The organism is Halorubrum sp. Hd13 (assembly GCF_002252755.1).
Taxonomy (GTDB): Archaea; Halobacteriota; Halobacteria; order Halobacteriales; family Haloferacaceae; genus Halorubrum.
In genome coordinates this window covers 67,667-93,331 of sequence record NZ_NHOY01000005.1, presented here as the reverse complement: position 1 = coordinate 93,331, position 25,665 = coordinate 67,667, and the positions used below count along the sequence as shown (strand labels likewise).

Here is a 25,665-nt window from a genome sequence, read left to right as displayed (position 1 = left end):
CACGTTGAGATGGGTCGGTTGAGGTATGCCATACAGTGGCTACAGAGATCACTTTGACCGAAAGCTCATCATCTCCGTCGCGACGACCGGGGGACATCAAGGAAAAGAAGCGAATCCGAATCTTCCGACACAGCCCGCCGAAGTGGCACGGGACGTCGCCGCCTGTGAGGAGGCGGGGGCGTCGATCGTCCATCTCCACGCGCGTGACGAAGACGGGAACAAGACGAAATCGGTGGCGAGGTATCAGGAGCTCAGAGACGAAATCGACGAGCGCTGCGACGACATCATCGTCAACTTCACCACGGGCGGTGGCGGCATCTACCCGCGAGAAGAGCGCATCGCTCCGGTGCTAGAGACGGATCCACGACCGGAGATGGCGACCGTCGACCTCGGTCCGATCAACTTCGGCCAGACGCGGACGGCCGAGAACACGCGCGAACAGAACGAGGAGTACGCCGAGCGAATGCGTGCGGCCGGGGTCAAACCCGAACTCGAACTGTTCAATCCGGGCCACATCCCGGAGGCTGAACACCTGATCGAGAAGGGGCTCCTCGCGGAACCGTACTGGGCGACGGTCATCTTCGGGATGCAGAACGGGATGCCGCCCGGGCCGCATAACCTGAAGGCCTTCGTCGATAACCTGCCCGACCCCGTCGAGTGGCAGTGTCTCGCAGTCGGCAGACACCAGCTCCCGATGACGACGGCGGCCATCACGATGGGCGGTCACGTCCGCGTCGGAATGGAAGACAACGTCTACTACCGGAAGGGAGAACTCGCCGAGAGCAACGCGCAGCTCGTCAGGCGGACCGCACGCATCGCCGACGAACTCGAACGGTCCGTTGCGTCCCCCGCGGACGCTCGCGAGATGCTCGGAATCTGAGTCTCGACGCTTCGAGAGACCCGACCGAGCGTTCGAATTGTCCACGCATATTCGGGATGCGCGAATCCTCTCTCAGTCGCTATCCTCCACCGAACACCGGAGCTTTCGCGTCCGGTTCGGCCAGATCGCGCTCTCAAACGGGTCGGGATCGCAACTTTCGACGGCTCGGAGTTGCGGGTCCCGCCTGCCGACGGAAAGCCGCCGCTCGCTTATTCTCGGAGAACGGTTGTGGAGACGCGAATTTTATATACTATGTTGGCGTGTCACGTGCTACCAGGTATTTAATCCTTGAATGATATCGAGGAAGTATCTCGCGGTTCGGTACACGCGAACTTTATATACTACCGGGGATATGCGTACGCATGAACGGTAACAGCGGCAGTCGGCAGATTCAGGCCACGATGACCTCGCTCGAGATCCTGGAGAAGTTGCGCGAGTTGGACGGCGCTCGCGTGACGGAGCTCGCGGAGGCGCTCGACCTCTCGGCGAGCACCGTTCACGCTCACCTCTCGACTCTCGTCGGCGCGGATTACGTCGTCAAATCAGGAGACCGCTACCACCTCAGCCTCCATTTCCTCGGACTGGCCGACTACGTTCGCAACAGGCGAAACGCCTACAGGATCGCCGACTCGTACACAGACCAGCTCGCTCGGGAGACGGAGTGTCGCGCCGTCTTCGTCGTCGAGGAGAACGGTCGGGGTGTTTACATGTACACCTACTCCGGGAAGCACGCCGTCTGGAAGTACTCCACCGTCGGCAAGCGGTTCCACCTCCACCAGACCGCTGCCGGAAAGGCGATCCTCTCCCGGCTCCCTCGAGAGCGAGTCATCGACATCATCGAAGAGTGGGGACTCCCTGCAAGCACGGAGAACACCATCACCGACCGGTCCGTGCTACTCGAGGAACTGGAAGCTGTCGAGGACCGAGGTGTCGCTTTCAACGACGAGGAGCAGTTGAAGGGAGTGAAGGCCGTCGGGGTCCCCGTCGACGGCTCCGATGGCCGTGTGGTCGGTGCCTTTAGCGTCGCCAGTCCCGCAAATCGGATGACCGAAGATCGGTTCGAAGAGGAAATCCCGAGAACTCTCCTCGGCGTCGCAAACGAGTTCGAACTCGAGAACTCGATGTCCTGATGCCGATAGGATCCGAGCATATTCCCATTACAATCATACGTTTGTAATGGATCAAGCGATCCGAATTGAACTCGCCTTCGTCGTCTTTACACCCGCACTAATGTAATTTTTTCAGCACCACCACGATTCGAGGCTTCGGCCCGGTGATTGTCGATCAATTACGAGCCGCCCGTCGTCTCGAGTAGTCTGCGTCCGAATCCGAGCGACTCGATCCCTCTATGAAACACTGTATTAGAATAGAGGAGGGCAGCACGATCATGCCGTAATGAGTTTGGGAAACCGAGGAAGTCTCGGTTCGGAACACACTCTCCCCGACACAGCCACCTCGACGGGGTCGTGTTAACTTAAGCATCGGTTCCAGTAGACGGAGAAGGCTCGGAGCCGCAATTCTGCCACCGTCGGCTCCGCGTTTCTGAACATATTTGAGAACGAAGAGGTTCAACGTTTTACCGCTCTAACTAGACGTTCGACATCATTCCAGTTTCCATGACGAGTGATTTGAAATCGGAGCGAGGCTCGTGAGAGCACAGCGGTGAGATGGCCGCCGACATCACCGAGAAAGACCGCATCGTCGACGTGTTGTTTCTCTCTGAGATCGCGGAGAAACACCGGCGTGAATTGTTTATTTTGGACGGGAAACAGGTCGAAGTGACGGAATTGATTTGTGGAATCGACGGCAGTATATAGCCAGAATCCGTCTTAGTCGATCTGAATTGCCGTCTCATCGACCGCAACGCGATTCGGGCTCGCCTCGTCAGCTGGCTGTAGATCGGCCTTTTGAATCCAGTTGTGAATCGCTGTCCGGCTTCGCTCGACACCCAACTTCTCAATATACTGTTTTGTATTCGAAATTGATACACCAGCAAGATGGAGTCGAATACCGGTTTCAATGATCTCGTGGGGAGTCCTCTCTCGCCTCACAAACTCCAAGTCGATACAATCTGTACAGCCGTTGAGGCAGTTGGATTCGGACATACACCATTCGAAACACCCACCGCCTCGTTCGTAACTTAACATCGCCCTATACGTCCGCCCCATAATTCTTATTACCCGCCTTCGGTGAGGTAGCGCATGGAGAGGCCAAAAACGGAGTCGGTACGGGCGACGGGGACCTCTATGCGCGTACTGACGGCCATCGCAGACCGGGATGAGGGAGTCTCTATCGCGGAGTTGGTCGAGAGCCTGGACCTGGCCAAGAGCACGGTGTACAAACACCTGATCACGCTCGAGGAGCACGGGCTCGTCGTCAAGCGCGAGGACGGCTACCGGCTCGGCCTCCGCTGCCTGGAGTTCGGTGGGATCGCTCGGCAGTACGACGGCGTCTACGACGTCGCGAAGCCGGAGGTGCGCAAGCTGGCCGAGGAGACGGGCGAACTGGCGAACCTGCTGTTCGAGGAGCGGGGGCTCGGCATCTACGTCTACACCGCCCGCGGCCGGCAGGCGATCGACTTCGACGTCCACCTGGGACGCCGCGTCTACCTCCACACGACGGCGCTCGGCAAGGCCCTGCTCGCGAGCCTCTCCGACGAGCGAGTCGACGAGATCGTCGACCGGCACGGGCTGCCGGCTCGGACCGACGAGACGATCACGACCCGGGACGCGCTGTTCGAGGAGCTCGACCGGATCCGCGAGGAGGGGTTCGCGTACAACGAAGAGGAGCGACTGGGCGGGCTCGGATGCGTGGGCACGCCGATCGAGACCGGAGAGCGTCGAAACGCCGCGATCAGCATCATGACGCCGATCAGCCGCCTGAAGCCCGAGGAGCAGCGGCGCGCGTACACCGAGAGCCTCAACCGGACGGCGAACGTGATCGAGGTCAACCTCACCCACGGACGGTCGTGAACACACGCGAATTACAATTACACCACCAGTCGACATCATTACAATCGTAGTAATGTAATGAAGCGGGTGAATGAGCCGAATTCGGCAGCGGAGCCGCTCGCCGGCCGAACGAATGACACGACTCGCAGTTCGAATATAGGAAACCGATTTTCTTCTCGACGGTGGGTGATTCGACCCGAATCTGGATCGGATTCGGTCGTATTGGCTCTCGGTGACTGACCGAAACAGGCGATATTTCGGTCAAAGCCGACGGAACGTCCGAAATGACTCGAAAAAACACCAGTAGCAAGACAACGTCGTAATGTACGATATTCCGAAAACTCGATAATCAGTCGTTCGGAATGACGAAACATCTCGGCTGCGGATCGGCAGCGGGCCGAGAAGGGTTACGCGACGCGGTTCCGCAGCGATTCGGCCGCCTGATAGCGCTCGACGTTCTCCGTCACGAGCTCGGCGATGTCGAGGTGGTACCGGTTGGTCGCTGACCCCTTGTGCGGCGAGATGATCACGTCCTCGAAGCCCCAGAGCGGGGAGTCGTCTGGGAGCGGCTCGGTCTCGAACACGTCCAGCCCCGCGCCGCCGATCGCGTCGCTCTCGAGCGCGTCGACGAGCGCGGTCTCGTCGACTAACGGGCCTCGGGCGACGTTGATCAGGTACGCGTCGTCGCGCATCGCCTCGAACTCCGCCTCCCCGATGAGCCCGTCGGTCTCGGGGGTGTGCGGCAGCGCGAGCGCGACGAAGCGCGCGTCGTCGATGGCGTCGTGGAGGTCCGACGGGTCGAATATCTCCGACACGCCCGGGACCGGCTCGTCGGACCGTCTGATCCCGATCACGTCCATCCCGAGCGCGTCGGCGCGCTCGGCGATCCCCCGGCCGATCGTTCCGAGACCGACGACGCAGAGCCGCTCGTTCTCCACGGTGAACGGCCGCTCGTACGCCGGCGTGTACCAGTGCCGCTCGTTCTGGTGGTCGCGGTACACGTGGTGGAGACGCGCGAGCGACAGCATGTAGCCGAGCGCGACCTCGCTGACGGTGGTGTCGTGAATGCCGGTGCTGTTGGTGAGCGGGACGCCCGCCGCCTCGTAGGCCGCGGTGTCGAACTCGTCGTAGCCGGCGCGGATACAGTGGACCCACCCCGCGTCGAGGAACTCCGGTCGGGGGACGTAGGTGGCGACGGCGTCGGTCTCGTCGTAGCTCTCGCCGTCGCCGACCAGTCCGACGTCGAGGTCGAGGTCGTCGAACGCCTTAACGAAGGCCTCGGGCGGAATGACGTTCTCGACGGAGTCGTGAACGGACAGGGTATCGAGTTGCGCTCGGTCTGACATACGCGGACCGTCGTCACAGCGGCGTATCAGTCCTTCGGGAGCCGGCAAGATTAGGGACGCGGCCGCGACGGCTCGGACCGCAGCGACGCTCGAAGCGACGAAACCGGCCTCGACAGGTACCTTTATTTAACCCCGGACCGGAGCCAGAAGTATACGATCAAATAAAAGATGAACGTTACAGAAGCCATCGCGAAAGCACTGAAAGAGGAGGGTGTAGAGTATCTGTTCGGATTCCCGAGTAACCCGCTGTTCGACACGGGCGCCGCCGAAGACGCCGGTCTCCGGACGATCATCACTCGTCAGGAGCGGACGGCGGTCCACATGGCGGACGCTATCGGCCGGCTCACGTCCGGCGACGAGGTCGTCGCCTTCGCCTGCCAGCACGGTCCGGGGACGGAGAACTCCATCGGCGCCGTCGCGCAGGCGTACGGCGAGTCGTCGCCGCTGGTGGCGATCCCGGCCGGCTACGATCGCGCCAAGACGGACGTCGATCCGAAGTTCAACTCCCTGGTGAGCTACCAGAGCGTGAGCAAGACGTGCGAGCAGCTCTCGGACCCGGACGCGGTCGGGGAGACGTTCCGCCGGGCGTTCACCGCGGCGCGCAACGGCCGCCCCCGCCCCGCGGTCGTCGAGGTGCCGAAGGACGTCTTCTGGGAGGAGATCGGCGACTTCGAGTACGAGCCGTCGAGCGCCAACCGCGCGGGCGTGGACCCCGACGCGGTCCCGGCGGTCGCGGACGCCCTCGTCGACGCGGAGAACCCGGTCGTCTTCGCCGGACAGGGCGTTCACTACGCCAAGGGATGGGACGAGCTGAAGGAGCTCGCCGAAACGCTCGAAGCGCCGGTCGCCACGAGTTTGAACGGGAAGAGCGCCTTCCCCGAGAGCCACCCGCTCTCGCTCGGCGCCGGGAGCAAGAGCGAGCCCGGACAGCTCGCGCACTTCCTCGACGAGTGCGACGTCCTCTTCGGCGTCGGCTGCAGCTTCACCGAGACCGCCTACGGGATCACGGTCCCCGAGGGCAAGACGGTGATCCACTCGACGCTCGATCCCACCGACATCGACAAAGACGTCGGCTCGGAGATGGCGCTCGTCGGCGACGCGCAGCTCGTCCTCGACGCGGTGACCGACGCCGTGGCGGAGCGCGTCGACGACGACCGCGGCCGCTTCGACGACGTGGCCGAGGAGATCGCGGCGGTCAAGGCCGACTGGCTCGACGAGTGGGAGCCGAAGCTCACGTCCGACGAGACCCCGATCAACCCCTACCGCGTGATCCACGAGATCACGAACGTCGTCGACCCCGACGAGACGGTCATCACGGCCGACGCCGGGAACCCGCGGGACTTCCTCGCGCCGTTCTACGAGACGGACGAGCCCCTCTCGTACATCGGCTGGGGGAAGACGACGCAGCTGGGCTACGGGCTCGGGCTCGCGATCGGCGCGAAGGTCCGCTTCCCGGAGAAGCTCTGTCTCAACATCATGGGCGACGGCGCCATCGGGATGACCGGGCTCGACTTCGAGACGGCGGCCCGCGAGGACGCCCCGATCCTCACCATCCACCTGAACAACTACGAGATGGCGTCGTACGACACGCCGTTCGGCGGCGACTTCGCCGACGTCGGCGAGGCCCTCGGCGGCTACGGGGAGCGCGTCGAGGACCCCGATGAGGTCGCGCCCGCGCTCGAACGCGCCATCGAGAAGACGGAGGAGGGGACGCCGGCCCTCCTGGAGATAATCACCGCCAAGGAGACGGAGCTCTCTCGGCCCGACCTGGAGTGAGGCCCGGGAGAGCTCGGCGGTCGACGGCGCCCGCGGCCCGGTAGTCCGAGGTCGGCCCGGTCGGTGGACCGCGTTCGAGATGCTCGGACGGGCCGACCGGGCGGCGGGGCGTTTCGCGGAGCGCGGCGAGGCGCCGCGTGGCCGCCTCGTCGACCGATCCCGTATGCTCGTATTTCGATCCGCGCTCGACGGTCCGCCGCGCCGGCGCGAGGGGCCGCGCATCGCGAGACTGGACGGTGACGCCCATAAGTATTTATGCGATTCGCGTAATCGATCGGTATGACGCTAGAAGACGACTCATTGGAGTATCACCGGGCCGACCCGCCCGGGAAGATCGAGATCGCGACGACGAAGCCGACGAACACCCAGCGAGACCTCTCGCTGGCCTACTCGCCCGGCGTGGCGGGGCCGTGCCGCGAGATCGCAGACGACCCCGAGAAGGCGTACGACTACACGGCGAAGGGGAACCTCGTCGGGGTCGTCTCGAACGGCTCGGCCGTGCTCGGTCTCGGCGATATCGGCGCCACGGCGTCGAAGCCGGTCATGGAGGGGAAGGGAGTGCTGTTCAAGCGGTTCGCGGACGTCGACGTCTTCGACGTCGAGCTCGACATCGCGGGCGTCGACCCCTTCTGCGAGGCCGTCGCGGCGATGGAGCCGACGTTCGGCGGGATCAACCTCGAAGACATCAAAGCGCCGGAGTGCTTCGAGATCGAGGACCGGCTCCAGGACGAGATGGACATCCCGGTGTTCCACGACGACCAACACGGCACCGCCATCATCAACGGCTCCGGCCTGATCAACGCCGCCGACATCGTCGACAAGGACCTCGGCGACGTGAAGGTCGTGTTCTCGGGGGCCGGCGCGTCGGCGCTCGCGACCGCGCACTTCTACGTCTCGCTCGGGGTCGAGCGGGACAACATCACGCTCTGTGACTCGACGGGCATCATCACGGAGGCGCGGGCCGAAGCGGGCGACGTCAACGAGTACAAGCGTGAGTTCGCCCGGGACGTCCCGGACGGCGACCTCGCCGACGCGATGGAGGGCGCGGACGTGCTGGTCGGCCTCTCGGCCGGCGGGATCGTCTCGCCGGAGATGGTGCGGTCGATGGCCGACGACCCGATCATCTTCGCGATGGCGAACCCGACCCCGGAGATCGGCTACGAGGAGGGGAAGAACGCCCGCGACGACACGGTGGTCATGGCGACGGGCCGGTCCGACTACCCGAACCAGGTGAACAACGTGCTCGGCTTCCCGTTCATCTTCCGCGGCGCGCTCGACGTCCGGGCCTCGGAGATCAACGAGGAGATGAAGGTCGCCTGCGCGGAGGCGCTGGCGGAGCTGGCGCGGCAGGACGTCCCCGACGCGGTGCTGAAGGCGTACGGCGACGAGCCGCTCCAGTTCGGGCCGGAGTACATCCTCCCGAAGCCGGTCGACCCGCGCGTGCTGTTCGAGGTCGCGCCGGCGGTCGCGGAGGCGGCCATGGAGTCCGGCGCCGCGCGCGACGAGGTCGACCTCGAAGCGTACCGCGACGACTTGGAGGCGCGCGTCGGGAAGTCGCGCGAGATGATGCGGATCGTCGTCAACAAGGCGAAACAGGACCCCAAGCGCATCGCGCTCGCCGAGGGTGAAGACGAGAAGATGATCCGCGCGGCGTACCAGCTCTTCGAGCAGGGGATCGCCGAGCCCGTCCTGCTCGGCGACGCCGACGCCATCGCCGGGACCGTCGGCGACCTCGGCCTCGACTTCGAGGCGACCGTCGTCGACCCGACCACCGGGGAGTACGACGAGTACGCGGACCGCCTCCACGAGCTCCGCAAGCGGAAGGGCATCACCCGCAGCGAGGCGGGCGACCTGATCCGCAACAACACCGACTACCTCGGCAGCGTGATGGTCGACCAGGGCGACGCCGACGCCATGCTGACGGGGCTGACCCACCACTACCCCTCGGCGCTCCGGCCGCCGCTGCAGGTCATCGGGACCGCCGACGACGCCGAGTACGTCTCCGGCGTCTACATGCTGACGATCGGGAACCGGGTCGTGTTCTTCGCCGACGTCACGGTCAACCGGGAGACCGACGCCGACGTGCTCGCCGAGACGACGCGCCACACCGCGGACCTGGCGCGGCAGTTCAACGTCGACCCGCGGGCGGCGCTGCTGTCGTACTCCAACTTCGGGAGCGTCGACGCCGACACGACCGAGGCGCCGCGGGAGGCGGCCGCCATGCTCCGCGACGACCCGGCGGTCGACTTCCCGGTCGACGGTGAGATGCAGGCCGACACGGCGCTCGTCGAGGAGATGCTCACCGACACCTACGAGTTCTCCGAGCTCGACGAGGCCGCAAACGTCCTCGTCTTCCCGAACCTGGAGTCGGGGAACATCGGCTACAAGCTGCTCCAGCGGCTGGGCGACGCGGACGCCATCGGCCCGATGCTCGTCGGCATGGACGAGCCGGTCCACGTGCTCCAGCGGGGCGACGAGGTCAAAGACATCGTCAACCTCGCGAGCGTCGCCGTCGTCGACGCCCAGCAGCGCGAGTAACCGCCGCGACGGGACCGCGTCCGGGCGGTTCGAACCCCCGACGCGTTCCGCGCGACTCGGAGCGACGACTCGCGTCCTCCCGGCAGTCGTACCGTGTTGACGCGTAACATTCATGTCTACGCCACACTGAGGACAGTCAATTAACCGATGGGATCGAAGAACACAGCACCGGATCCGTCCACCGACCCGCGGGCGAATTACGATTACCAGAGCGAGACCGAGCACGACTCGTCGCTCGTCGCCGACCTCGACGCGCTCGTCGACGGCGACGTGCGCTTCGACGAGTACTCCAAGCAGATGTACGCGACCGACGCCAGCGCGTACGAGGTGACGCCGATCGGGGTCGTCTACCCGACCTCGACCGCGGACGTCGCCGCCGTGATGGAGTACTGCGACGCGGAGGAGATCCCCGCGCTCCCCCGCGGCGGCGGGACGAGCCTCGCCGGCCAGTCGGTGAACGAGGCGATCGTCTTGGACTTCACGCGGTACATGACTGACGTCGTCGACGTCGACCCCGAGGGCGAAGGGGTCCGGGCCCGGACGGGGATCACCCTCGGCGAGCTGAACCGCACCCTCGAACCGCACGGGCTGAAGTTCGCGCCCGACCCGTCGACGGCGGACCGGAGCGCGCTCGGCGGCGCCATCGGGAACAACACGACCGGGGCGCACTCCCTGAAGTACGGGAAGACGGACGCCTACGTGGAGGAGGTCGAGGCGGTGCTGGCCGACGGGAGCGTCGAGACGTTCGGCGAGGTCGACGTCGCCGAGCTGCGCGAGGGAGCCGACCCCGACGGGGCGCTCCTCGAACGCATCTACGCGGAGATCGTCCGAATCATCGACGAGGAGGCAGACGAGGTCGACGAGCGGTACCCCGACCTCAAGCGGAACGTGTCGGGGTACAACCTCGACGTGCTGATCGAGGAGGCCGAATCGGGGACCGTCAACCTCGCGCGCCTGCTGGTCGGGAGCGAGGGGACGCTCGCTATCGTCACCGAGGCCGAAGTGAGCCTGGAGCCGATTCCGGAGACGAAGGGGGTCGCGCTGCTCACGTACCACGACCTGCTCGACGCGATGGAGGACGTCGGCCCGATCCTCGAACACGACGCGGCGGCGGTCGAAGTGCTCGACGGCGTCCTCGTCGACCTGGCGCGCGAACTCGAGGAGTTCAAGGACGTCATCGGCCTGTTACCCGACGAGACCGACTCGTTCCTGCTGATCGAGTTCTACGCCGACGACGAGGAGTCGGCCAAGAGGCAGGTCGACGACCTCATCGAAGACCGCGTCGGCGACTTGGCGTTCGACGGGATGGCGGCGTACGACGAGGAGACCCAGAAGAAGTTCTGGAAGATGCGCAAGGCGTCGACGCCGATCCTGCTGTCGCGGACGGGCGACGAGAAGCACATCGCGTTCATCGAGGACCTCGCGATTCCGCCGGAGCACCTGCCGGAGTACACCAAGGAGTTCAAGGAGATCTTCGAGGACCACGACACGTTCGGGAGCTTCTACGCGCACGCCGGCCCGGGTTGCATGCACGTCCGGCCGCTCATCAACACGAAGAACGCCGAGGGGACCGAGACGATGGTGTCCATCTCCGACGCCGCCACGGACCTCGCGGTGAAGTACGGCGGGTCGGTCTCCGGCGAGCACGGCGACGGGCGCGCCCGGACCCAGTGGAACCGGAAGCTGTACGGCGATCGCCTCTGGCACGTCTTTCAGGACCTGAAAACGGCGTTCGACCCCGACTGGCTGCTCAACCCCGGGAGCGTCTGCGGCGACCACGACATGAGCGAGAACCTCCGGTTCGGGGAGGAGTACGAGTTCGACGCCGGCTTCGAGCCGGCCCTGGAGTGGGAGAACGAGAACGGGTTCCAAGGAATGGCCGAACTCTGTCACGGCTGTGGCGGGTGTCGCACCAGTCAGGAGGGCGCGGGCGGCGTGATGTGTCCGACCTACCGGGCGTCACAGGAGGAGATCACCAGCACTCGCGGTCGCGCGAACCTGCTCCGGCAGGCGATGAGCGGGGACCTCTCCGAGGACGAGCAGTTCGACACGGAGTTCATGCGCGAGGTGCTCGACCTCTGCGTCGGCTGTAAGGGGTGTTCGATCGACTGTCCCAGCGAGGTCGACATGGCGAAGATGAAGGTGGAGGTGGAACACGCCCACCACGAGGAACACGGGGCGGACCTCCGGTCAAAGCTGTTCGCGAACGTCGACGCGCTCTCGAAGATTGGGAGCGCGACGGCGCCCCTGTCGAACCTCGGCACCAAGGTCCCCGGCGCGCGCGTCGTCATGGAGAAGACGCTCGGGATCGCCCGAGAGCGCTCGCTCCCGACGTTCCACCGCGAGACGTTCGTGGACTGGTGGGCTGACCGCGGCGGGTCGACGGTGAGCGAGTCGACCGCGGACCGGCGCGTCGTGCTGGTGCCCGACACGGTCACGAACTACAACAACCCGAAGGCCGGGAAGGCCGCGGTCAGGGTGCTCGAAGCGGCGGGCGTCCACGTCTCCGTCGCCGAGGAGATCACCGACAGCGGCCGCCCCGCGCACTCGAAGGGGCTCCTCGGGAAGGCCCGCGAGACGGCCGAAGCCAACGTCGCGACGCTGGCGGCGCACGTCGACGACGGGCGCGACGTCGTCGTGGTCGAGCCGTCCGACGCCGTCATGCTGCAGTCCGACTACCTCGACCTGTTGTCGTCCGACGCCGCGGCACAGGTCGCCGAGCACGCCTACGGCGTGTTGGAGTACCTCGACACCCGCCGGCTCGACGAGGCGCTCGACGCCGACGGCGGCGCGGAGCGGCTCACCTACCACGGCCACTGCCACCAGAAGTCGGTGAAGAAGGACCACCACGCGGTCGGCGTCCTCCGGCGGACGGGGTTCCGGGTCGACCCGCTCGACACCTCCTGCTGCGGGATGGCCGGGACGTTCGGCTACGAGTCGGAGCATTACTCGATGAGCCAGGCCATCGGCTCCATGCTGTTCGACCGGATCGACGACAGCGACGGCGACTCCGTCGTCGCCCCCGGGGCCTCCTGCCGGACGCAGATCGGCGACGAGTACGACGAGAAGCCGCCGCACCCGATCGAGAAGATCGCCGACGCGCTGGCGTAGGGCGCCTCGGCTCGCGGACGTCGTTCGGTACTTAAATGGGGACGAGCGCGGCGACGGTGTTTATCAATGATTGCGACGGTGCAGTGGCGCGTGCCGGTGAGCGGCCGACAGGCCGTGAACCGCACGCGCGAGGGAGTCGCGAACGGAGTGAGCGACGAGGCTGGGGAGGCGTGAGGTGCTGTGCGGAGCGGTTGGGTGGGACTCAAAGGGGCAGCCGTGAGGGGCGCGGAGGCGTTCACGAGAGCGGAGCTCTCGTGAGCCAATCAGAACGCTTCGCGTTCTGAGGACGATGCAAGCACCGCAGGGAGCGAACAGAGTGAGCGACCGAGGAGCGCAGCGAGCGTGCGCGCCCCTCACGGCTGGGGCTTTGGAGGTGTTCACCGGGTCGTCAGCGACCTATGCGCGATCGGCTACGTCTTTGGAGTGGTTCACCGTCGATCCGAAGTCAACCGTTTATAAACAAACGCGACGAGAAACCGAATATTCGTCCTAGTCGCCGAACGCGCCGCCCTCGCGCCACTCGTCGAGCGTCGTCTGGTCCCCGGCGACGTCGGCGAACACGGACTCCGTGTGCTCGCCCAGACGCGGCGCGGGCGACCGGATAATGTCGTCGTGCTCGGGGAAGTTGATCGGGTGGCCCGGGAGCAGGCACTCGCCCCAGTCGGGGTCGTCGTGTTCGACGACGAGGTCGCGCGCTCGCGTCTGGTCGTAGTGGACGACGTCCTCAACGTCGTTTATCGGGCCGCAGGGGAAGCCGTAGTCGATGAGGCGGTCGAGCCAGTACTCCGTCGACTCCGTCGCAAACTCCGCCTCGATGATCCCGACGACGGCGTCGGCGTGCTCGAACCGGTCGTCGTTCGTCGGGTACTCCGCCAGCTCGTCGCGGCCGACCAGCTCGACGAAGTCGTCCCACCGGTCGTCGCTCGGGACGCCGGTGACGAGGGCGCCGTCGGCGGTCTCGAACCGCTGGTAGGGGACGAGCGTCTGGTGGGAGGTGCCCTGCGGCCCCGGCACCGACCCGTCCATCGAGTACGACGTGAGGTACTCGTTCAGCAGCGTCACGATGGAGTCGAAGAGGCCGACGTCGAACTTGCCGTTGAACGAGTCGGCGGCGGAATCGGCCTCCCCGCCCTCCGCGCCGCCGGCGCCCTCGCCCTCCGCGCCGTTGGCACCCTCGCCCTCCGCGCCGCCGGCGCCCTCGCCCTCCGCGCCGCCCGCGTTCCCGCGCTCGTAGAGCCGAGCGAGGATCCCGATCGCGGTGAACATCCCGGTCGTGAGGTCGCCGATGGCCTGCCCGATCTTCACTGGCTCGCCGCCCTCGGGACCGGTGACGCTCATGATCCCGCCCTCCGCCTGCAGGATGAGGTCGAGGCCGGCCTGCTCCTTCCGCGGGCCGGTCTCGCCGTACCCCTTGATGCTGGCGTAGACGATCTCCGGGTTCACTTCCTTGGCGGCCTCGTGGCCGACGCCGAGCTTGTCCGTGACGCCGTAGCCGAAGTTCTCGATGAACACGTCGGCCGCCTCCAGCAGCGACAGCGCCGCCTCGGTGCCGGCGTCGGACTTGAGATCGAGCGTGACGGAGCGCTTGTTCCGGTTGTTCGCCATGAAGTAGCCGGACTTGCCGTCGGGGCCGACGCCCTGACTGCGGGCGGGGTCGCCGACGCCGGGGCGCTCGATCTTCACGACGTCGGCGCCCATGTCGGCGAGGAGCGCGCCGCAGAACGGGCCCGCGCGGTGGCCGGTCATCTCCACGACGGTGAGGCCGGCGAGCGGTCCCCCGGTCATGCGTCGTTGAACTCGTCGACGAGCCGTTCCCGTTCGTCGGTCGCGAACTGGTCCCACCAGACCTCGGACTCGAACGCGCGGTTCTCCTCGGCGCTCTGCGCGTCGACCGCGTGGTTGAACGCGCGTTTAGAGTTCTTCACCGCGGACCGGCCCGTGCTCTGGATCGCGTCGACGATGTCCCCGACCGTCTCGTCGAGCTCCCCGCGCGGGACGGCGTGGTTGACGAGCCCGATCCGCTCGGCCTCGTCGGCCTCGATCATCCCGGCGGTGTAGACGAGCTCCTTCGCTTTCGCCTCGCCGACGAGCTCGATCGCGCGCCACGTGGAGTTCCCGGTCGGGATCTGGCCGATGTCGGTCACGGGGACGCCGAACTTCGCGTCGTCGACGGCGATCCGCATGTCGCAGTACATCGCGAAGATGAGGCCGCCGCCCACGCAGTACCCGTTGACCTTCGCGATGACGGGCGCGTGGCACTCGAACGGTTTGCGGTACATCTCGTAGAACAGCTCCTGGCGGTCCTTCTGTCGCGGGTCGTGCTCCTCGGCGGAGCCCGCGTACTGCGAGATGTCCGCGCCGGCGGAGAAGGCGTCGTCGCCCTCGCCCGTGATCACGACCACGTCGACGGACCGGTCGAGCTGGATCTCGTCGAACGCTCGGAGCAGGTCCAGCATGACCGTGTCGTTGAGCGCGTTGTACACCTCGGGCCGGTGGAACTCGATCGTCGCCACGCCGTCTGTGACGTCGAGCGAGATACTCTCGTAGGCAGTCTCGCTTACCATGACTCAACCTCCCATCGGGGAGTGAAAAGCGTTGTGAGTGGGGTAATCGCGGGCGATGAGCCGCACCGTTCGCGAGGAGCCGCACCGTTCGCGAGGAGCGATCCGGCCTCGAATCGGGCGGGCAAGGGGTGCCACGGCCCAAAGAGTTTAGATTGTGTGAGCGAATTCCGGAACCATGTCATACGAGATAGCGACGATACCAGGTGACGGTATCGGTCCGGAGGTCGTCGACGAAACGCTCCCGCTCCTTCACGAGGCGGCGTCCCGCCACGGCGTCGACGTCGCGTTCACCGAGTACGACTGGGGGACGGAGCGGTACATGGAGACGGGCGAGATGATGCCGGACGACGCGCTCGATCGGATCGTCGACGCGGACTCGATCCTCCTCGGCGCGGTCGGCCATCCGGACGTCCCGGACCACATCACGCTGCACGGGCTCCTGTTACCGATCCGGAAGGGGTTCAACCAGCAGGTGTGCAAGCGCCCGTCGATCCTCTTCGACGGCGTCGAGAGCCCGCTCCGCGGGTACGAGGGCGGTGACATCGACTTCGTCGTGTACCGCGAGAACACGGAGGGGGAGTACTCGGACGCCGGCGGCCGCGTCCACGAGGGGTTCGACCACGAGGTGGCGATCCAGAGCGCGGTCCACACCCGCGAGGGGACGGAGACCATCGTTCGGGCGGCGTTCGAGGCGGCGACGGAGCGCGAGGGACACCTGACGAGCATCACGAAGTCCAACGCGCAGGCGTTCAGCATGACGTTCTGGGACGACGTCGTCGAGGACGTCGCGACCGAGTACCCCGACGTCGAGGTCGAGTCGCTGCTCATCGACGCCGGGAGCATGGACCTCGTCCGCAGGCCGGAGGAGTTCGACGTGTTGGTCGCCTCCAACCTGTTCGGCGACATCCTCACCGACATCGGCGCCATCGTCAGCGGCAGCATGGGGCTCGCGCCGTCCGGGAACATCAACGTCGACGACGACTACCCGTCGATGTTCGAGCCCGTCCACGGGAGCGCCCCCGACATCGTCGGGCAGGGCGTCGCGAATCCGATGGCGACCGTGCTCTCGGCCGCGATGCTCTTCGAGGACCTCGGTGAGGCGGCGGTCTCCGACGCCCTCTGGAGCGCGGTTCGGGAAGTGCTCGCCGACGAGGACGCCCCGTCGACGCCGGACCTCGGCGGGTCGGCGTCGACCGGGAAGATCGTCGCGGCGATCGCAGAGCGACTCTGATCAGTCGGCTCTGATCAGTCGGTTCGGATCGAGACGACCGGGGTCTCGGAGTTGAGCATCAGGGACTGAACGACGCTCCCGAACAGCGCCTTCCCGACCGGCGACCGCTTCCGACCGGCGATGACGAGGTACCTGGCGTCGTTGGAGTCGGCGTAGTTGCTGATCTCGTCGGCCGGCTCGCCGAGGAGCCCCACCGGCTCCGCGTCGTCGACGCCCGCCTCGTCGATCGCCTCCTGCGAGAACTCCTCGGCGATCTCGAGGACGTCGTCCCTCGGGATCGACTTCCCGGTGTCGGTCACGCTGGTCCGTTCGAGCCCGACGAACTCCGAGCGGGACAGGACGTGGACGACGTGGACGGGCTCGTCGAACGCCTCGCCGAGCTCGTTCGCTTCCTCGACGATACCCGGCGCTCTCTCCGATCGATCGACGGCTGCAACGATTACCATACTGACCGTATTCCGCCCCGGAATATAAAAGGTTCCTCCCGGTGGGTCGACTCGCGTCACGGGGCCGCGGCGCGCGAACCGGCGCGAACGACGATCGACGACCGAACTGGCTCTCGCCGGTCGACCGGGGCGCACACCGCCTTTGTATACCAAGTTCGACAGCTGACAACGGGAATTTTAATAGAAACATTTATGATATTGCCACCGAATGGCATGCATGGATACGGCGAAAGCCGAACCCCCGAAAGCGGATCCGGGCGAGAAAACCAGCTGAGCCGACCAACGTGACAAGATGACAGAAGAAACACCAACCGACTCGGTCGAATCGACCTCGAACACGAAGCGGCGACGCTTCCTGCAGGCGATCGGCGCAACCTCCGCCATTTCGCTCGCCGGCTGTTCCGGCAACGGCGGCGACGGCGGCGACGGCAGCGACGGCAGCGACGGAAGCGACGGAAGCGACGGAAGCGACGGAAGCGACGGCAGTGACGGAAGCGACGGCGGCGACGGATGGTCCCCCGAAGGGACGGTCCGGTACATCGTCCCGTACGACGAGGGCGGCGGAACCGACACGTACGCACGCGGGATTCAGCCGGGACTCCGAGAGGCGGTCGGCGAGTCGCTGCAGATCGACAACATCCCGGGCGCCGGGGGTCTGAACGGACTCGGAGAGCTGTACCGCTCGGAGCCCGACGGACAGACCATCGCGGGCAACGCCGGACCGCTCGAAGTCGCGCCGCAGCTGATCAACGAGCCGGACTTCGACATCCGCGACCTCACCGGCCTCGGCGTGGTCGGGCAGTCGACGTGGTGTCTCGTCGTCAACGAGGAGTACCAGGACGAGGTCGAGACGTTCGACGACGTCCTCGCGAAGTACGAGAGCGGCGAGTGGGAGAACATCGGCGTCCAGTCGTCCGGGAGCTCCCAGGACATCATCGTTCTGCTGTACAAGTACGCGTACGAAGACGAGGTCGGCTGGAACTGGCAGAACCGCGTGCAGTACACCGGGACGGGTCCCGTGACGCAGGCGGTCGCCAGCGGCGAGGTCCCGTGCGGTATCGGGACCGACGCCGGGACCCAGTCCGTCGTCGACACGGGCCGCGTCTACCCCGTCGTGACGTTCTTCGGGTCCGGCACCCAGGTCTACCCGGACATCGATTCGGTCACCGACCTCGGCTACCCGGAGATCGACTTCGTCGGCGGCGTCTGGCGCGGCATGTACGGCCCGCCGGAGATGGACCAGGAGATCGCCGACTTCTACGCCGAAGCGCTGGAAGAGACCGTCAACAGCGAGCCCGTGCAGGAGTGGAGCAACGAAACGGGGAACCCGGTCGTGTACGAGGGCCCGGAGGTCGCCGAGCAGAACTTCGCGGACGCCTTCACGCAGTACGAGGAGCTCGAAATCCTCGAACTCGTCAACGAAAACCAGCCCTGAATCGATCGCGGCGCGACCGGCGCGTCGAACTCAATTTATTTATAGTTGGAGTCCAGCGGATCAGATAATACTGTCATGGTCAATTACTCAAAACGACTTGAAGGAATCACGGCGGAACACGTCCTACTCGTAACGCTGCTCGGGCTGTCCGTAGTGTTCTACGTCGACCCGATAATCAAAGATTACCCGGAGAACGCGACGATCTTTCCGCAGTTGATGGCACAGGTCGTCGGGATCGGATCGTTTCTCCTCCTCATACAGAACTACCTCCCGGGACCGCTCCAGAAGTTCGTCGCTCAGGAAGTGAGTATGACGGAGAGCTTCGAGGAGGGCCAAACCGAAGGTGTCGGCGCCATCGAGGACGCCGAGGAGGACGAGGGCTCCACGGACGTCGCGGACACCGCCGTCGACGAGAGGTATCTCGATACCGACGATGACGACGATACCGAGGGCGTCCGGGCGAAAGACCTCCCGCTCCATCAGAAGTGGGGCATCGACATCAACAACACCGTTATCATGATCGTCTTCTCGAGCATCTACTTCGCGCTCGGGTGGGCGGTCGGGTTCCTCTACGTGACGCCGCTGTTCGTCTTCGCGTACACCACGTGGTTCAGAGTGAGACCGCTCAAGTCGGCGTTCCTCGCCGTGCTCGCGACGGTCATCGTGTACGGGTTCATCGTCTTCCTGCTCATGCCGTTCGATCAGGGAGCGATCGTGTTCACGGAGGGGCTCTGAATGGCGGTCGCAAGTCTGGTCGAGGGGATACAGATCGCGGTCAGCTGGCCGGTCATCGGCTGGATGGCCGCCGGGCTGCTCGCGGGGATCGTCCTGGGAGCGCTGCCGGGGATCGGCTCGCCGGTCGGCATGGCGATCGTCCTCCCGCTCACCGTCCCGCTCGATCCGACGCCCGCGCTCATCCTCCTGATCTCGATTTACAGCGGTGCGATGTTCGGCGGGAGCATCTCCGCGATCCTGTTGAACGCCCCCGGGACCGAGTCGGCGGCCGCGACGACGCTCGACGGCTATCCGATGGCGAAGAAGGGGCTCGCGAAGAACGCGCTCGCGATCGCGACGACGGCCTCCGCGTTTAACGGGTTCATCGCCGCGATCCTGTTAGTCCTCATCTCCCCGATCCTCATCGAGGTCGTCCTCCTGTTCGGATCGGTGGAGTACTTCCTCCTCGCGATCCTCGGGATCTCGCTCATCACGATCGTCGCGGACGGGTCGATCGTGAAGGGGATCGTCGCGGGCGCGTTCGGCTTTATGATCTCGACGATGGGCATCGCCATCATGGCGCCGACGCCGCGCTACGCGTTCGGCCAGCTCGCGCTGTACGACGGGCTCAACTTCGTCGCCGCCCTGATCGGGATGTTCGCCTTCGCGGAGATGATGAAGCTCGCGGTCCAAAACCAGATCGCTGAGGACGCGGTCGGCATCACGGGCAGCATCACCGAGGGGATCAAGACGGTGTTCAGGTACCCGAAGTCGCTGTTCAAAGGCGGTGTGATCGGCATGCTTATCGGCGCCGTCCCCGGCTCCGGCGCGACGACGTCGACGTTCGTCGCGTACGCCGAGGAGGCGCGCTCCTCGGCCGCCGCCGGGATATTCGGCGAGGGCGACCCGCGGGGGATCATCGCCCCCGAGGGAGCGAACAACCCGACCGTCAGCGGGTCGCTGGTTCCGACGCTCTCGTTCGGTATTCCCGGGAGCGGTTCGACGGCGGTGTTCCTCGGCGGCATCCTGATGCACGGGCTCCAGCCCGGTCCGGGGCTGTTCGGCGCGCAGCTTCACATCACGTACGCGCTGTTCGTCTCGGTGTTCCTCGGCAACTTCATCATCCTCGCCGTCGGGTACACGGTCATCCCGTACGCGAGCGCGATCACGAAGCTCGACACGGACGTCATCATCCCGATGGTGATCGTCCTCTCGTTCATCGGCGCGTTCAGCCTCAGGCGGAGCTGGTTCGACGCCTTCGGCGTGCTGGCGCTCGGCATCCTCGGCTACTACATGGTGAAGTACAAGTACTCGGTGATAGCGTTCGTCCTCGGGATCGTGCTGGGGCCGATAGCCGAGGAGAACTTCTTCCGCTCGCTACAGCTATCGGGCGGCGGGTACGGCATCTTCGTGTCGCCGAGCCGGCCGCTCTCGCTCGGGATCTCCATCCTGATCCTCCTGGCGCTGTTCGGGCCGTTCCTCGGACCGTACGTGAAAAGAGCGGTGAATAACCTCAGATAGCGCGTCGCCGGACACCCCGGCACGGCGGATCGCTTCGACACTCGGCCGGGCGTCGCCGAACGCCCGACGACCGACGTACTGCTCGCGGCTCTGTTTTTTAAATGCTCGATCGGACCACCGATGAGCCCGCGCTCCGTCGGCCGCCGAGTCGTTCGCGTCGAGCACGCGCGCCGAGGGCCGCCGAGTCGTTCGCGTCGAGCACGCGCGCCGAGGGCCGGCGAGTCGTTCGCGTGCAACGAGCGGCGGGAACCGTGCCTATAAACCGGTCTAGCGTCTGGGTTAGACCGTACGATGACCGCCCAGAAGCGAGAAGCGCGGGCAGTAGACGCATCACCCGTTCGCGGCGACCCGCCGGCGATAACGGGCGCCGGTATGACGGCGTTCGCGACCGCCGACGACCGGTCGCTCCTCGACCTGCTCCTCGTCGCGGCGGAGCGCGCGCTCGACGACGCCGACCGCGACCCGGCCGACGTGGACTCGGTCCACGTGGGGAACATGGCCGCAGAGGCGTTCAACCGCCGGTCCGGGCTGGCGAACGCGCTCGTCGGCGGGCTCGGCATGACCGGCGTCACGGCCCGACGGGTCGAGAACACAAGCGCGAGCGGCGCCAGCGCGTTTCAGAGCGCCGTCGCGGCGGTCGCGAGCGGGCGGAGCGAACGGGCGCTGGCCGTCGGCGGCGAGAAGATGTCCGCCGCGGACACGGCGACGGCCACCGAGATCATCAGTCGGATCACGCACGACCGGGAGTACGAGCAGGGGGTCACCCTGCCGTCGTTCGGCGGCCTGGCGGCGGCCGCCTACCTGCGCGAGACCGACGCGGACCGGCGCGACTTGGCGCGGGTCGCCGTGAAGAATCACGCGAACGCGTACGCGAACGAGTGCGCCCAGTTCAACAAGCGGATCGACGTGGGGGACGTGCTCGCGTCGCCGTCCGTCGCGTCGCCGCTGCGCCTCTACGACTGCTGTCCGACCAGCGACGGGGCCGCGGCGGTCGTGGTCGAGGCCGGCGCGGCGGCGACCGACGACCCGGTGACGGTCGCCGCCTGCGAGAGCGCCACCGGGACGCACGCGGTCGCCGACCGGACGGACCCGCTGGAGATCGAGAGCGTCCGGGTCGCCGGCGAGCGGGCGTACGACGCGGCCGGCTTCGGGGCGGACGCGATTGACCTCGCGTGCATCCACGACGCGTTCACGATCCTCGAGTGGCTGGAGATGGAGGAGCTGGGGCTCGCGCCCGAGGGGCGGGCGTGGGAGCGCACTCGCGACGGGCTGACGGACCTCGACGGGGAGCTCCCGGTCAACCCCGGCGGCGGGCTGAAGGCCCGCGGGCACCCGCTCGGTGCGACGGGGATCTCGCAGGTGATCGAGCTGGTGTGGCAGCTCCGCGGCGACCTGCCCGACGAGCGGGCGGTCGACGGCGCGTCCCGCGGGCTCGCCGTCAACGTCGCCGGGTTCGGAAACAACGCTGTCTGTACGCTGCTGGAGGGCGACGCGTGACCGAACTGCTGGAGTGCCGCGACTGCGGGCACCGGACCTTCTACGAGAAGCACCGCTGTCCGGAGTGCGGCGGGGCGGAATTCGACGGCGTCGCGGCGGGGACCGGCGAGCTGCTGTCGGTGACGACCGTGCACGTCACGCCCGACGGGGTCCGGGAGCCGAACGCGCTCGGGCTCGCCGCGTTCCCCGGCGGCGCGAACGTCGTCGCCCAGCTCGACGAGACGCTCTCGATCGGCGACGGCGTGCGGCTGGTCGGGGACAGAGAGCTCCGGGCCACCGACGACGGGCCGCTGCGGGGCGTCCGTCTCGCGGCCGTCGAGTGAGCCGGGGTTGAATGAGCCGCCCCCGAGGGGGCCGTCGCCCGGGAGAACCGGCGGAGACCCGCTTAGTCGCCGACCGGCTACACGTCGCCGCCGTCGAGCTCGTCGAGCGTCGCGATCTTGTGGACGGGGTGGCGGCCCTCGGGCGGCCAACCCATCGCGACGAGCCGGACCGGCTCGTCGAACGGGTTGTGGATCAGGTGCGCGCCGTCGCGGCCCGCGTCGAACCGGACGACGTCGTCCGCCGTCGCGTCGAAGCCGCCCTCGTCGACCTCGACCCGGCACGTCCCGTCGGCGACGTACACCACCTCCTGTTGGTCGTCATGGTAGTGGAAGTGATTCTCCGAGAGCCGCTCGCCGGGCTCTAAGACGGCGACGTTGAGATTGAATGCGTCGATCTCTAGTTCCGGGGAAAGCTCCCAGCGCCGTCCGGGCTTGTCCTCGCGTCGACCGATTTCCTCGGGCGTCACGTGTGTCCAACCATCGGTCATGTACCAGTTACTTTGCTCGGAGCGCATTAAGCATTCGCGTCGTACCGGGCCAACTCGACCAGGTTGCCGTCGGGGTCCCGGACGTACACCGACTCCGTTCGGCCGCGCGCGCCGACCTTCTCGACGGGGCCGTGGACGACCTCGACGCCGCGGTCGCGGAGGTGCCGGCGGAGCGCTTCGAGGGAGTCGTCGACGACGAGACAGAGGTCCCCGCTCCCCGGCGTCGGCCGATCCGCGTGGGGCGAGTACACGGCGTCCGCCGGGTGGAAGTTGATCTTCTGGTCGCCGAACGAGACGGCCCGCCGACCGCCGTCGAACGTCTCGGCCGTGCCGCCGAGTGTCCCAGCGTAGAAGTCGACGGCGCGGTCGACGTCGGCGACGGTCAACACCGCGTGATCGAGCCCGGTGACGTGCATGCGTTCTGTGGGAACGGCGAGCACATAAGCGCTCGGCGGGGCGGAGCGCTCGCCGCGTCGGAGCGCTCCCCGCGGGGCCCGACCGCGGGCACAACACTATACGTCGGTTCGTCGTACGGAGCCGTATGCGTGCCGTCAGATTCCACGACCACGGAGACGAGAGCGTACTGACCGTAGAGACCGTCGACCGGCCCGATCCCGGCCCGGGGGAGGCGCTCGTGCGGATCGAGGCGGCGAGCGTGAACCCGATCGACGAGTACGTGCGCGAGGGGAGCGTGAGCCCACCGTCCGGCCTCCCGCACGTCGGTGGGTCCGACCTCGCCGGGGTCGTCGAGGCGGTCGGCGACGGCGTGACCGCGTTCGAGCCGGGCGATCGCGTGTTCGCGACCGGCCTCGGCCTGTTCTCGCCCGGGACGTACGCGGAGTACACCGCGGCGCCGGTCGACCAGCTCGCGCCGCTGCCCGAGTCGGTCCCGTTCCGGGAGGGGGCGGCGGCCGCGATGGCGTTCGCGACCGCCTGGCGCGCGCTCGTGACCCGCGGCGACCTCCGACTGGGCGACGTCGCGCTGGTCCACGGCGCGTCCGGCGGCGTGGGCCACGCGGCGGTGCAGGTCGCCGCGGCGGCGGGCGCGACCGTCGTCGGCACCGCCCGCGACGGCGAGCCAGCCGCGTTCGCGCGGGAACTCGGCGCCGACGCGGTCGTCGACTACCGGAGCGAGCGCCTCGCCGACGACGTCGCGGCGGCGGCCGAGGGGCGCGAGGTCGACGTGGTGTTCGAGCCGCGGGCGGACGCGCACCTCGCGGCGAACCTGGCGTGCCTGACGCGCGGCGGTCGGATCGTCGTCATCGGGGAGGACGGGCCGATCGCCGTCGACGGCGGGACGTCGATGGCGGCGAAGCAGGCGGACGCGGACCTCCGGTTCATGTCGATCGTGGCCTCCGCGGGCGATCAGGCGGCGATCCTCGAACGGGTCGGCGAGCGCCTCGCCGACGGGACGTTCACCGCGGCGGTCGACTCCGTGTTCGGGCTCGATTCGGTGCCCGAGGCGCTGGCCGAACTGCGCTCCTCCGGGACGCTCGGAAAGGTCGTCCTCGACACGTCTCGCTGATCGCCGGCGTGCCGGTCAGGGCTCCGGGATCGCGCCGGCCTCGATTAGCTCGTCGATGCGGGCGTCGTCGTAGCCGGCCGCTTTCAGCACGCGCACCGTGTCCTCGCCGAGCAGCGGCGGCGCCTTCTCGAACCCCGAGTCGGCTCGGTCGTAGTTGAGCGGGTGTTCGATGACGGGGATCTCCCCCGCCGCGGGGTGGTCGATCGAGCCGACGGCGCCGCGGGCGCGCACCTGCTCGTTATCCAGCGCCTCGTCGACGTCGAACACCGGCCCCACGGGGAGCCCGCGCTCGTCGGCCAGCAGGTCGACCCACTCGTCGGTCGTCTTGGTTCGGAGGACCTCCGAGAGCTCCGCTTCGAGCGCGTCCATGTTGTTCACCCGCGCCGAGTTCGTGGCGAAGCGCTCGTCCGTCGAGAGGTCCTCGCGGCCGATCGCCGCGCAGAACTCCTCCCAGAGCTTCTGGTTCCCGCAGGCGACGTTGAGGTGACCGTCGGCCGTCGGGTACATCTGGTACGGCGCGAGCACCGGGTCCTTCGTCCCCATCCGCGAGGTCTCCTCGCCGACGAAGCTCTTGCCGGCCTGCTTCGTGAGCCACGGGAGCGCCGCGTCGAGCATCCCGAGCTCGACGCGCTCGCCCTCCCCGGTCCGCTCGCGGTTGTACAGCGAGGTGACGATCCCGAACGCGGACCACATCGCCGTGATGAGGTCCGTCTGCGGGAGCCCGACCTTCGCCGGCGGGGCGTCGGGGTAGCCCGTGACGCTCATCATGCCGCTCATCCCCTGCACGAGCAGGTCGTACCCCGGTCGGTCGCTCCACGGGCCCGTCTCGCCGAACGCCGAGATCGAGCAGTAGATCAGCTCGTCGTTCCGCTCCCGGAGCGTCTCGTAGTCGACGCCGAGCCGCTCGGCGGTGCCCGGTCGGAAGTTCTCGACGACGACGTCGGCCTCGGCCACGACGTCGTACAGCGCCGTCAGCCCCTCCTCGGTCTTCAGGTTCAGTTCGATGCTCTGCTTGCCGTAGTTCACCGTCCAGAAGTACGGCGACTCGCCCTCCTCGGACGCCGGCTTCCCGGGGCCCTCGTACCCCTCGACGTCGACGAACGGCGGCCCGGAGTACCGGCTGTCGTCGCCGACGCCCGGCCGCTCGACCTTGATCACTTCCGCGCCCTGGTTCGCTAACATCAATGTGGCGAAGCCGCCGGTGACGAACGTCGTCAGGTCGATCACGACGATCTCCTCTAAGAGTCGCTGTCGCTTCTCGTCTGCGCTCATACCTACCACTCCGACGACGAGGTCATAAAGGTTGGGAGATTTCGGGG

At 66.8% G+C, this 25,665-nt stretch carries 20 protein-coding genes and 1 pseudogene; 13 read left to right on the top strand and 8 right to left on the bottom strand.

The genetic code is table 11. The annotated features are described in order from the left end of the window. Positions 1-25: 25 nt before the first annotated feature. Both DJ81_RS00945 and DJ81_RS00940 read left to right on the top strand, forming a co-directional pair. Positions 26-880 (top strand): 3-keto-5-aminohexanoate cleavage protein, encoded by an 855-nt coding sequence (locus tag DJ81_RS00945; protein ID WP_094558719.1) that lies wholly within the window; start codon positions 26-28, stop codon positions 878-880. 362 nt (positions 881-1,242) lie between these two features. Next, positions 1,243-2,010: an IclR family transcriptional regulator gene (locus tag DJ81_RS00940; protein WP_094558718.1), complete on the top strand. Its 768-nt coding sequence runs from the start codon at positions 1,243-1,245 to the stop codon at positions 2,008-2,010. 339 nt (positions 2,011-2,349) lie between these two features. On the opposite strand, the pseudogene DJ81_RS00935 reads toward DJ81_RS00940, so the two are convergent. Continuing rightward, positions 2,350-2,985: pseudogene (locus DJ81_RS00935) on the bottom strand (IS6 family transposase). A gap of 96 nt (positions 2,986-3,081) precedes the next feature. Between DJ81_RS00935 and DJ81_RS00930 the strand changes: the two are divergent. Continuing rightward, positions 3,082-3,852 (top strand): IclR family transcriptional regulator, encoded by a 771-nt coding sequence (locus DJ81_RS00930; RefSeq protein WP_094522095.1) that lies wholly within the window; start codon positions 3,082-3,084, stop codon positions 3,850-3,852. Positions 3,853-4,238: 386 nt separating this feature from the next. Here the strand turns inward: DJ81_RS00930 and ddh are convergent, their stop codons facing one another. Further along, positions 4,239-5,177: a D-2-hydroxyacid dehydrogenase gene (gene ddh / locus DJ81_RS00925; RefSeq protein WP_094558717.1), complete on the bottom strand. Its 939-nt coding sequence runs from the start codon at positions 5,175-5,177 to the stop codon at positions 4,239-4,241. 168 nt (positions 5,178-5,345) lie between these two features. Here ddh and DJ81_RS00920 point away from each other — a divergent pair, with 168 nt between their 5' ends. The 3 genes from DJ81_RS00920 (at position 5,346) to DJ81_RS00910 (ending at position 12,602) form a co-directional block, all read left to right on the top strand. Next, complete coding sequence (locus DJ81_RS00920) at positions 5,346-6,953, top strand: thiamine pyrophosphate-requiring protein (RefSeq protein WP_094588010.1); 1,608 nt, start codon at positions 5,346-5,348, stop codon at positions 6,951-6,953. 279 nt (positions 6,954-7,232) lie between these two features. Further along, the gene (locus DJ81_RS00915; protein ID WP_094588008.1) at positions 7,233-9,491 is read left to right on the top strand and encodes an NADP-dependent malic enzyme; all 2,259 of its coding nucleotides are present in this window, start codon (positions 7,233-7,235) and stop codon (positions 9,489-9,491) included. Between the two features lie 147 nt (positions 9,492-9,638). Next, positions 9,639-12,602 carry an FAD-binding and (Fe-S)-binding domain-containing protein gene (locus tag DJ81_RS00910; RefSeq protein WP_094588006.1) on the top strand — a complete coding sequence of 988 codons (2,964 nt, stop codon included), beginning with the start codon at positions 9,639-9,641 and terminating at the stop codon, positions 12,600-12,602. 489 nt (positions 12,603-13,091) lie between these two features. Here the strand turns inward: DJ81_RS00910 and DJ81_RS00905 are convergent, their stop codons facing one another. Next, positions 13,092-14,387 carry a CaiB/BaiF CoA-transferase family protein gene (locus tag DJ81_RS00905; protein WP_094588004.1) on the bottom strand — a complete coding sequence of 432 codons (1,296 nt, stop codon included), beginning with the start codon at positions 14,385-14,387 and terminating at the stop codon, positions 13,092-13,094. After that, a complete protein-coding gene (locus DJ81_RS00900) occupies positions 14,384-15,166 on the bottom strand; it encodes an enoyl-CoA hydratase/isomerase family protein (protein WP_094588002.1) in 783 nt (260 codons plus the stop codon). The genes DJ81_RS00905 and DJ81_RS00900 overlap by 4 nt, the downstream gene beginning before the upstream one ends. 175 nt (positions 15,167-15,341) lie before the next feature. Here DJ81_RS00900 and DJ81_RS00895 point away from each other — a divergent pair, with 175 nt between their 5' ends. Next, positions 15,342-16,397, top strand: coding sequence for an isocitrate/isopropylmalate dehydrogenase family protein (locus tag DJ81_RS00895; protein WP_094588000.1), 1,056 nt, complete (start codon positions 15,342-15,344; stop codon positions 16,395-16,397). A gap of 14 nt (positions 16,398-16,411) precedes the next feature. Here DJ81_RS00895 and DJ81_RS00890 read toward each other — a convergent pair whose 3' ends face one another. Next, positions 16,412-16,843, bottom strand: coding sequence for a universal stress protein (locus tag DJ81_RS00890; protein ID WP_094522103.1), 432 nt, complete (start codon positions 16,841-16,843; stop codon positions 16,412-16,414). A 292-nt stretch (positions 16,844-17,135) separates the two neighbouring features. Here DJ81_RS00890 and DJ81_RS00885 point away from each other — a divergent pair, with 292 nt between their 5' ends. The 5 genes from DJ81_RS00885 to DJ81_RS00865 all read left to right on the top strand — a co-directional run bounded on the left by DJ81_RS00885 (position 17,136) and on the right by DJ81_RS00865 (position 22,333). Beyond that, positions 17,136-18,278: a tripartite tricarboxylate transporter substrate binding protein gene (locus DJ81_RS00885; protein WP_094587998.1), complete on the top strand. Its 1,143-nt coding sequence runs from the start codon at positions 17,136-17,138 to the stop codon at positions 18,276-18,278. Between the two features lie 75 nt (positions 18,279-18,353). Beyond that, entirely contained in the window at positions 18,354-19,013 is a 660-nt protein-coding gene (locus DJ81_RS00880; protein WP_094522105.1) for a hypothetical protein, read from the top strand. Next, a complete protein-coding gene (locus DJ81_RS00875; protein WP_094526334.1) occupies positions 19,014-20,513 on the top strand; it encodes a tripartite tricarboxylate transporter permease in 1,500 nt (499 codons plus the stop codon). Positions 20,514-20,804: 291 nt separating this feature from the next. Next, positions 20,805-22,010: a thiolase family protein gene (locus DJ81_RS00870; RefSeq protein WP_275542420.1), complete on the top strand. Its 1,206-nt coding sequence runs from the start codon at positions 20,805-20,807 to the stop codon at positions 22,008-22,010. Then, positions 22,007-22,333 carry a Zn-ribbon domain-containing OB-fold protein gene (locus DJ81_RS00865; RefSeq protein ID WP_094526336.1) on the top strand — a complete coding sequence of 109 codons (327 nt, stop codon included), beginning with the start codon at positions 22,007-22,009 and terminating at the stop codon, positions 22,331-22,333. Before DJ81_RS00870 ends, DJ81_RS00865 begins: the two co-directional genes overlap by 4 nt. Positions 22,334-22,410: 77 nt before the next feature. On the opposite strand, the gene DJ81_RS00860 is transcribed toward DJ81_RS00865, so the two are convergent. Beyond that, a complete protein-coding gene (locus DJ81_RS00860; protein WP_094522109.1) occupies positions 22,411-22,821 on the bottom strand; it encodes a cupin domain-containing protein in 411 nt (136 codons plus the stop codon). A 26-nt stretch (positions 22,822-22,847) separates the two neighbouring features. Then, positions 22,848-23,237: a VOC family protein gene (locus DJ81_RS00855; RefSeq protein ID WP_094526337.1), complete on the bottom strand. Its 390-nt coding sequence runs from the start codon at positions 23,235-23,237 to the stop codon at positions 22,848-22,850. Between the two features lie 125 nt (positions 23,238-23,362). On the opposite strand from DJ81_RS00855, the gene DJ81_RS00850 reads away from it, so the two are divergent. After that, positions 23,363-24,346, top strand: coding sequence for an NADPH:quinone reductase (locus DJ81_RS00850; RefSeq protein ID WP_094522111.1), 984 nt, complete (start codon positions 23,363-23,365; stop codon positions 24,344-24,346). Positions 24,347-24,361: 15 nt separating this feature from the next. On the opposite strand, the gene DJ81_RS00845 is transcribed toward DJ81_RS00850, so the two are convergent. Continuing rightward, a complete protein-coding gene (locus DJ81_RS00845) occupies positions 24,362-25,618 on the bottom strand; it encodes a CaiB/BaiF CoA-transferase family protein (RefSeq protein WP_094587994.1) in 1,257 nt (418 codons plus the stop codon). Positions 25,619-25,665: the final 47 nt, after the last annotated feature.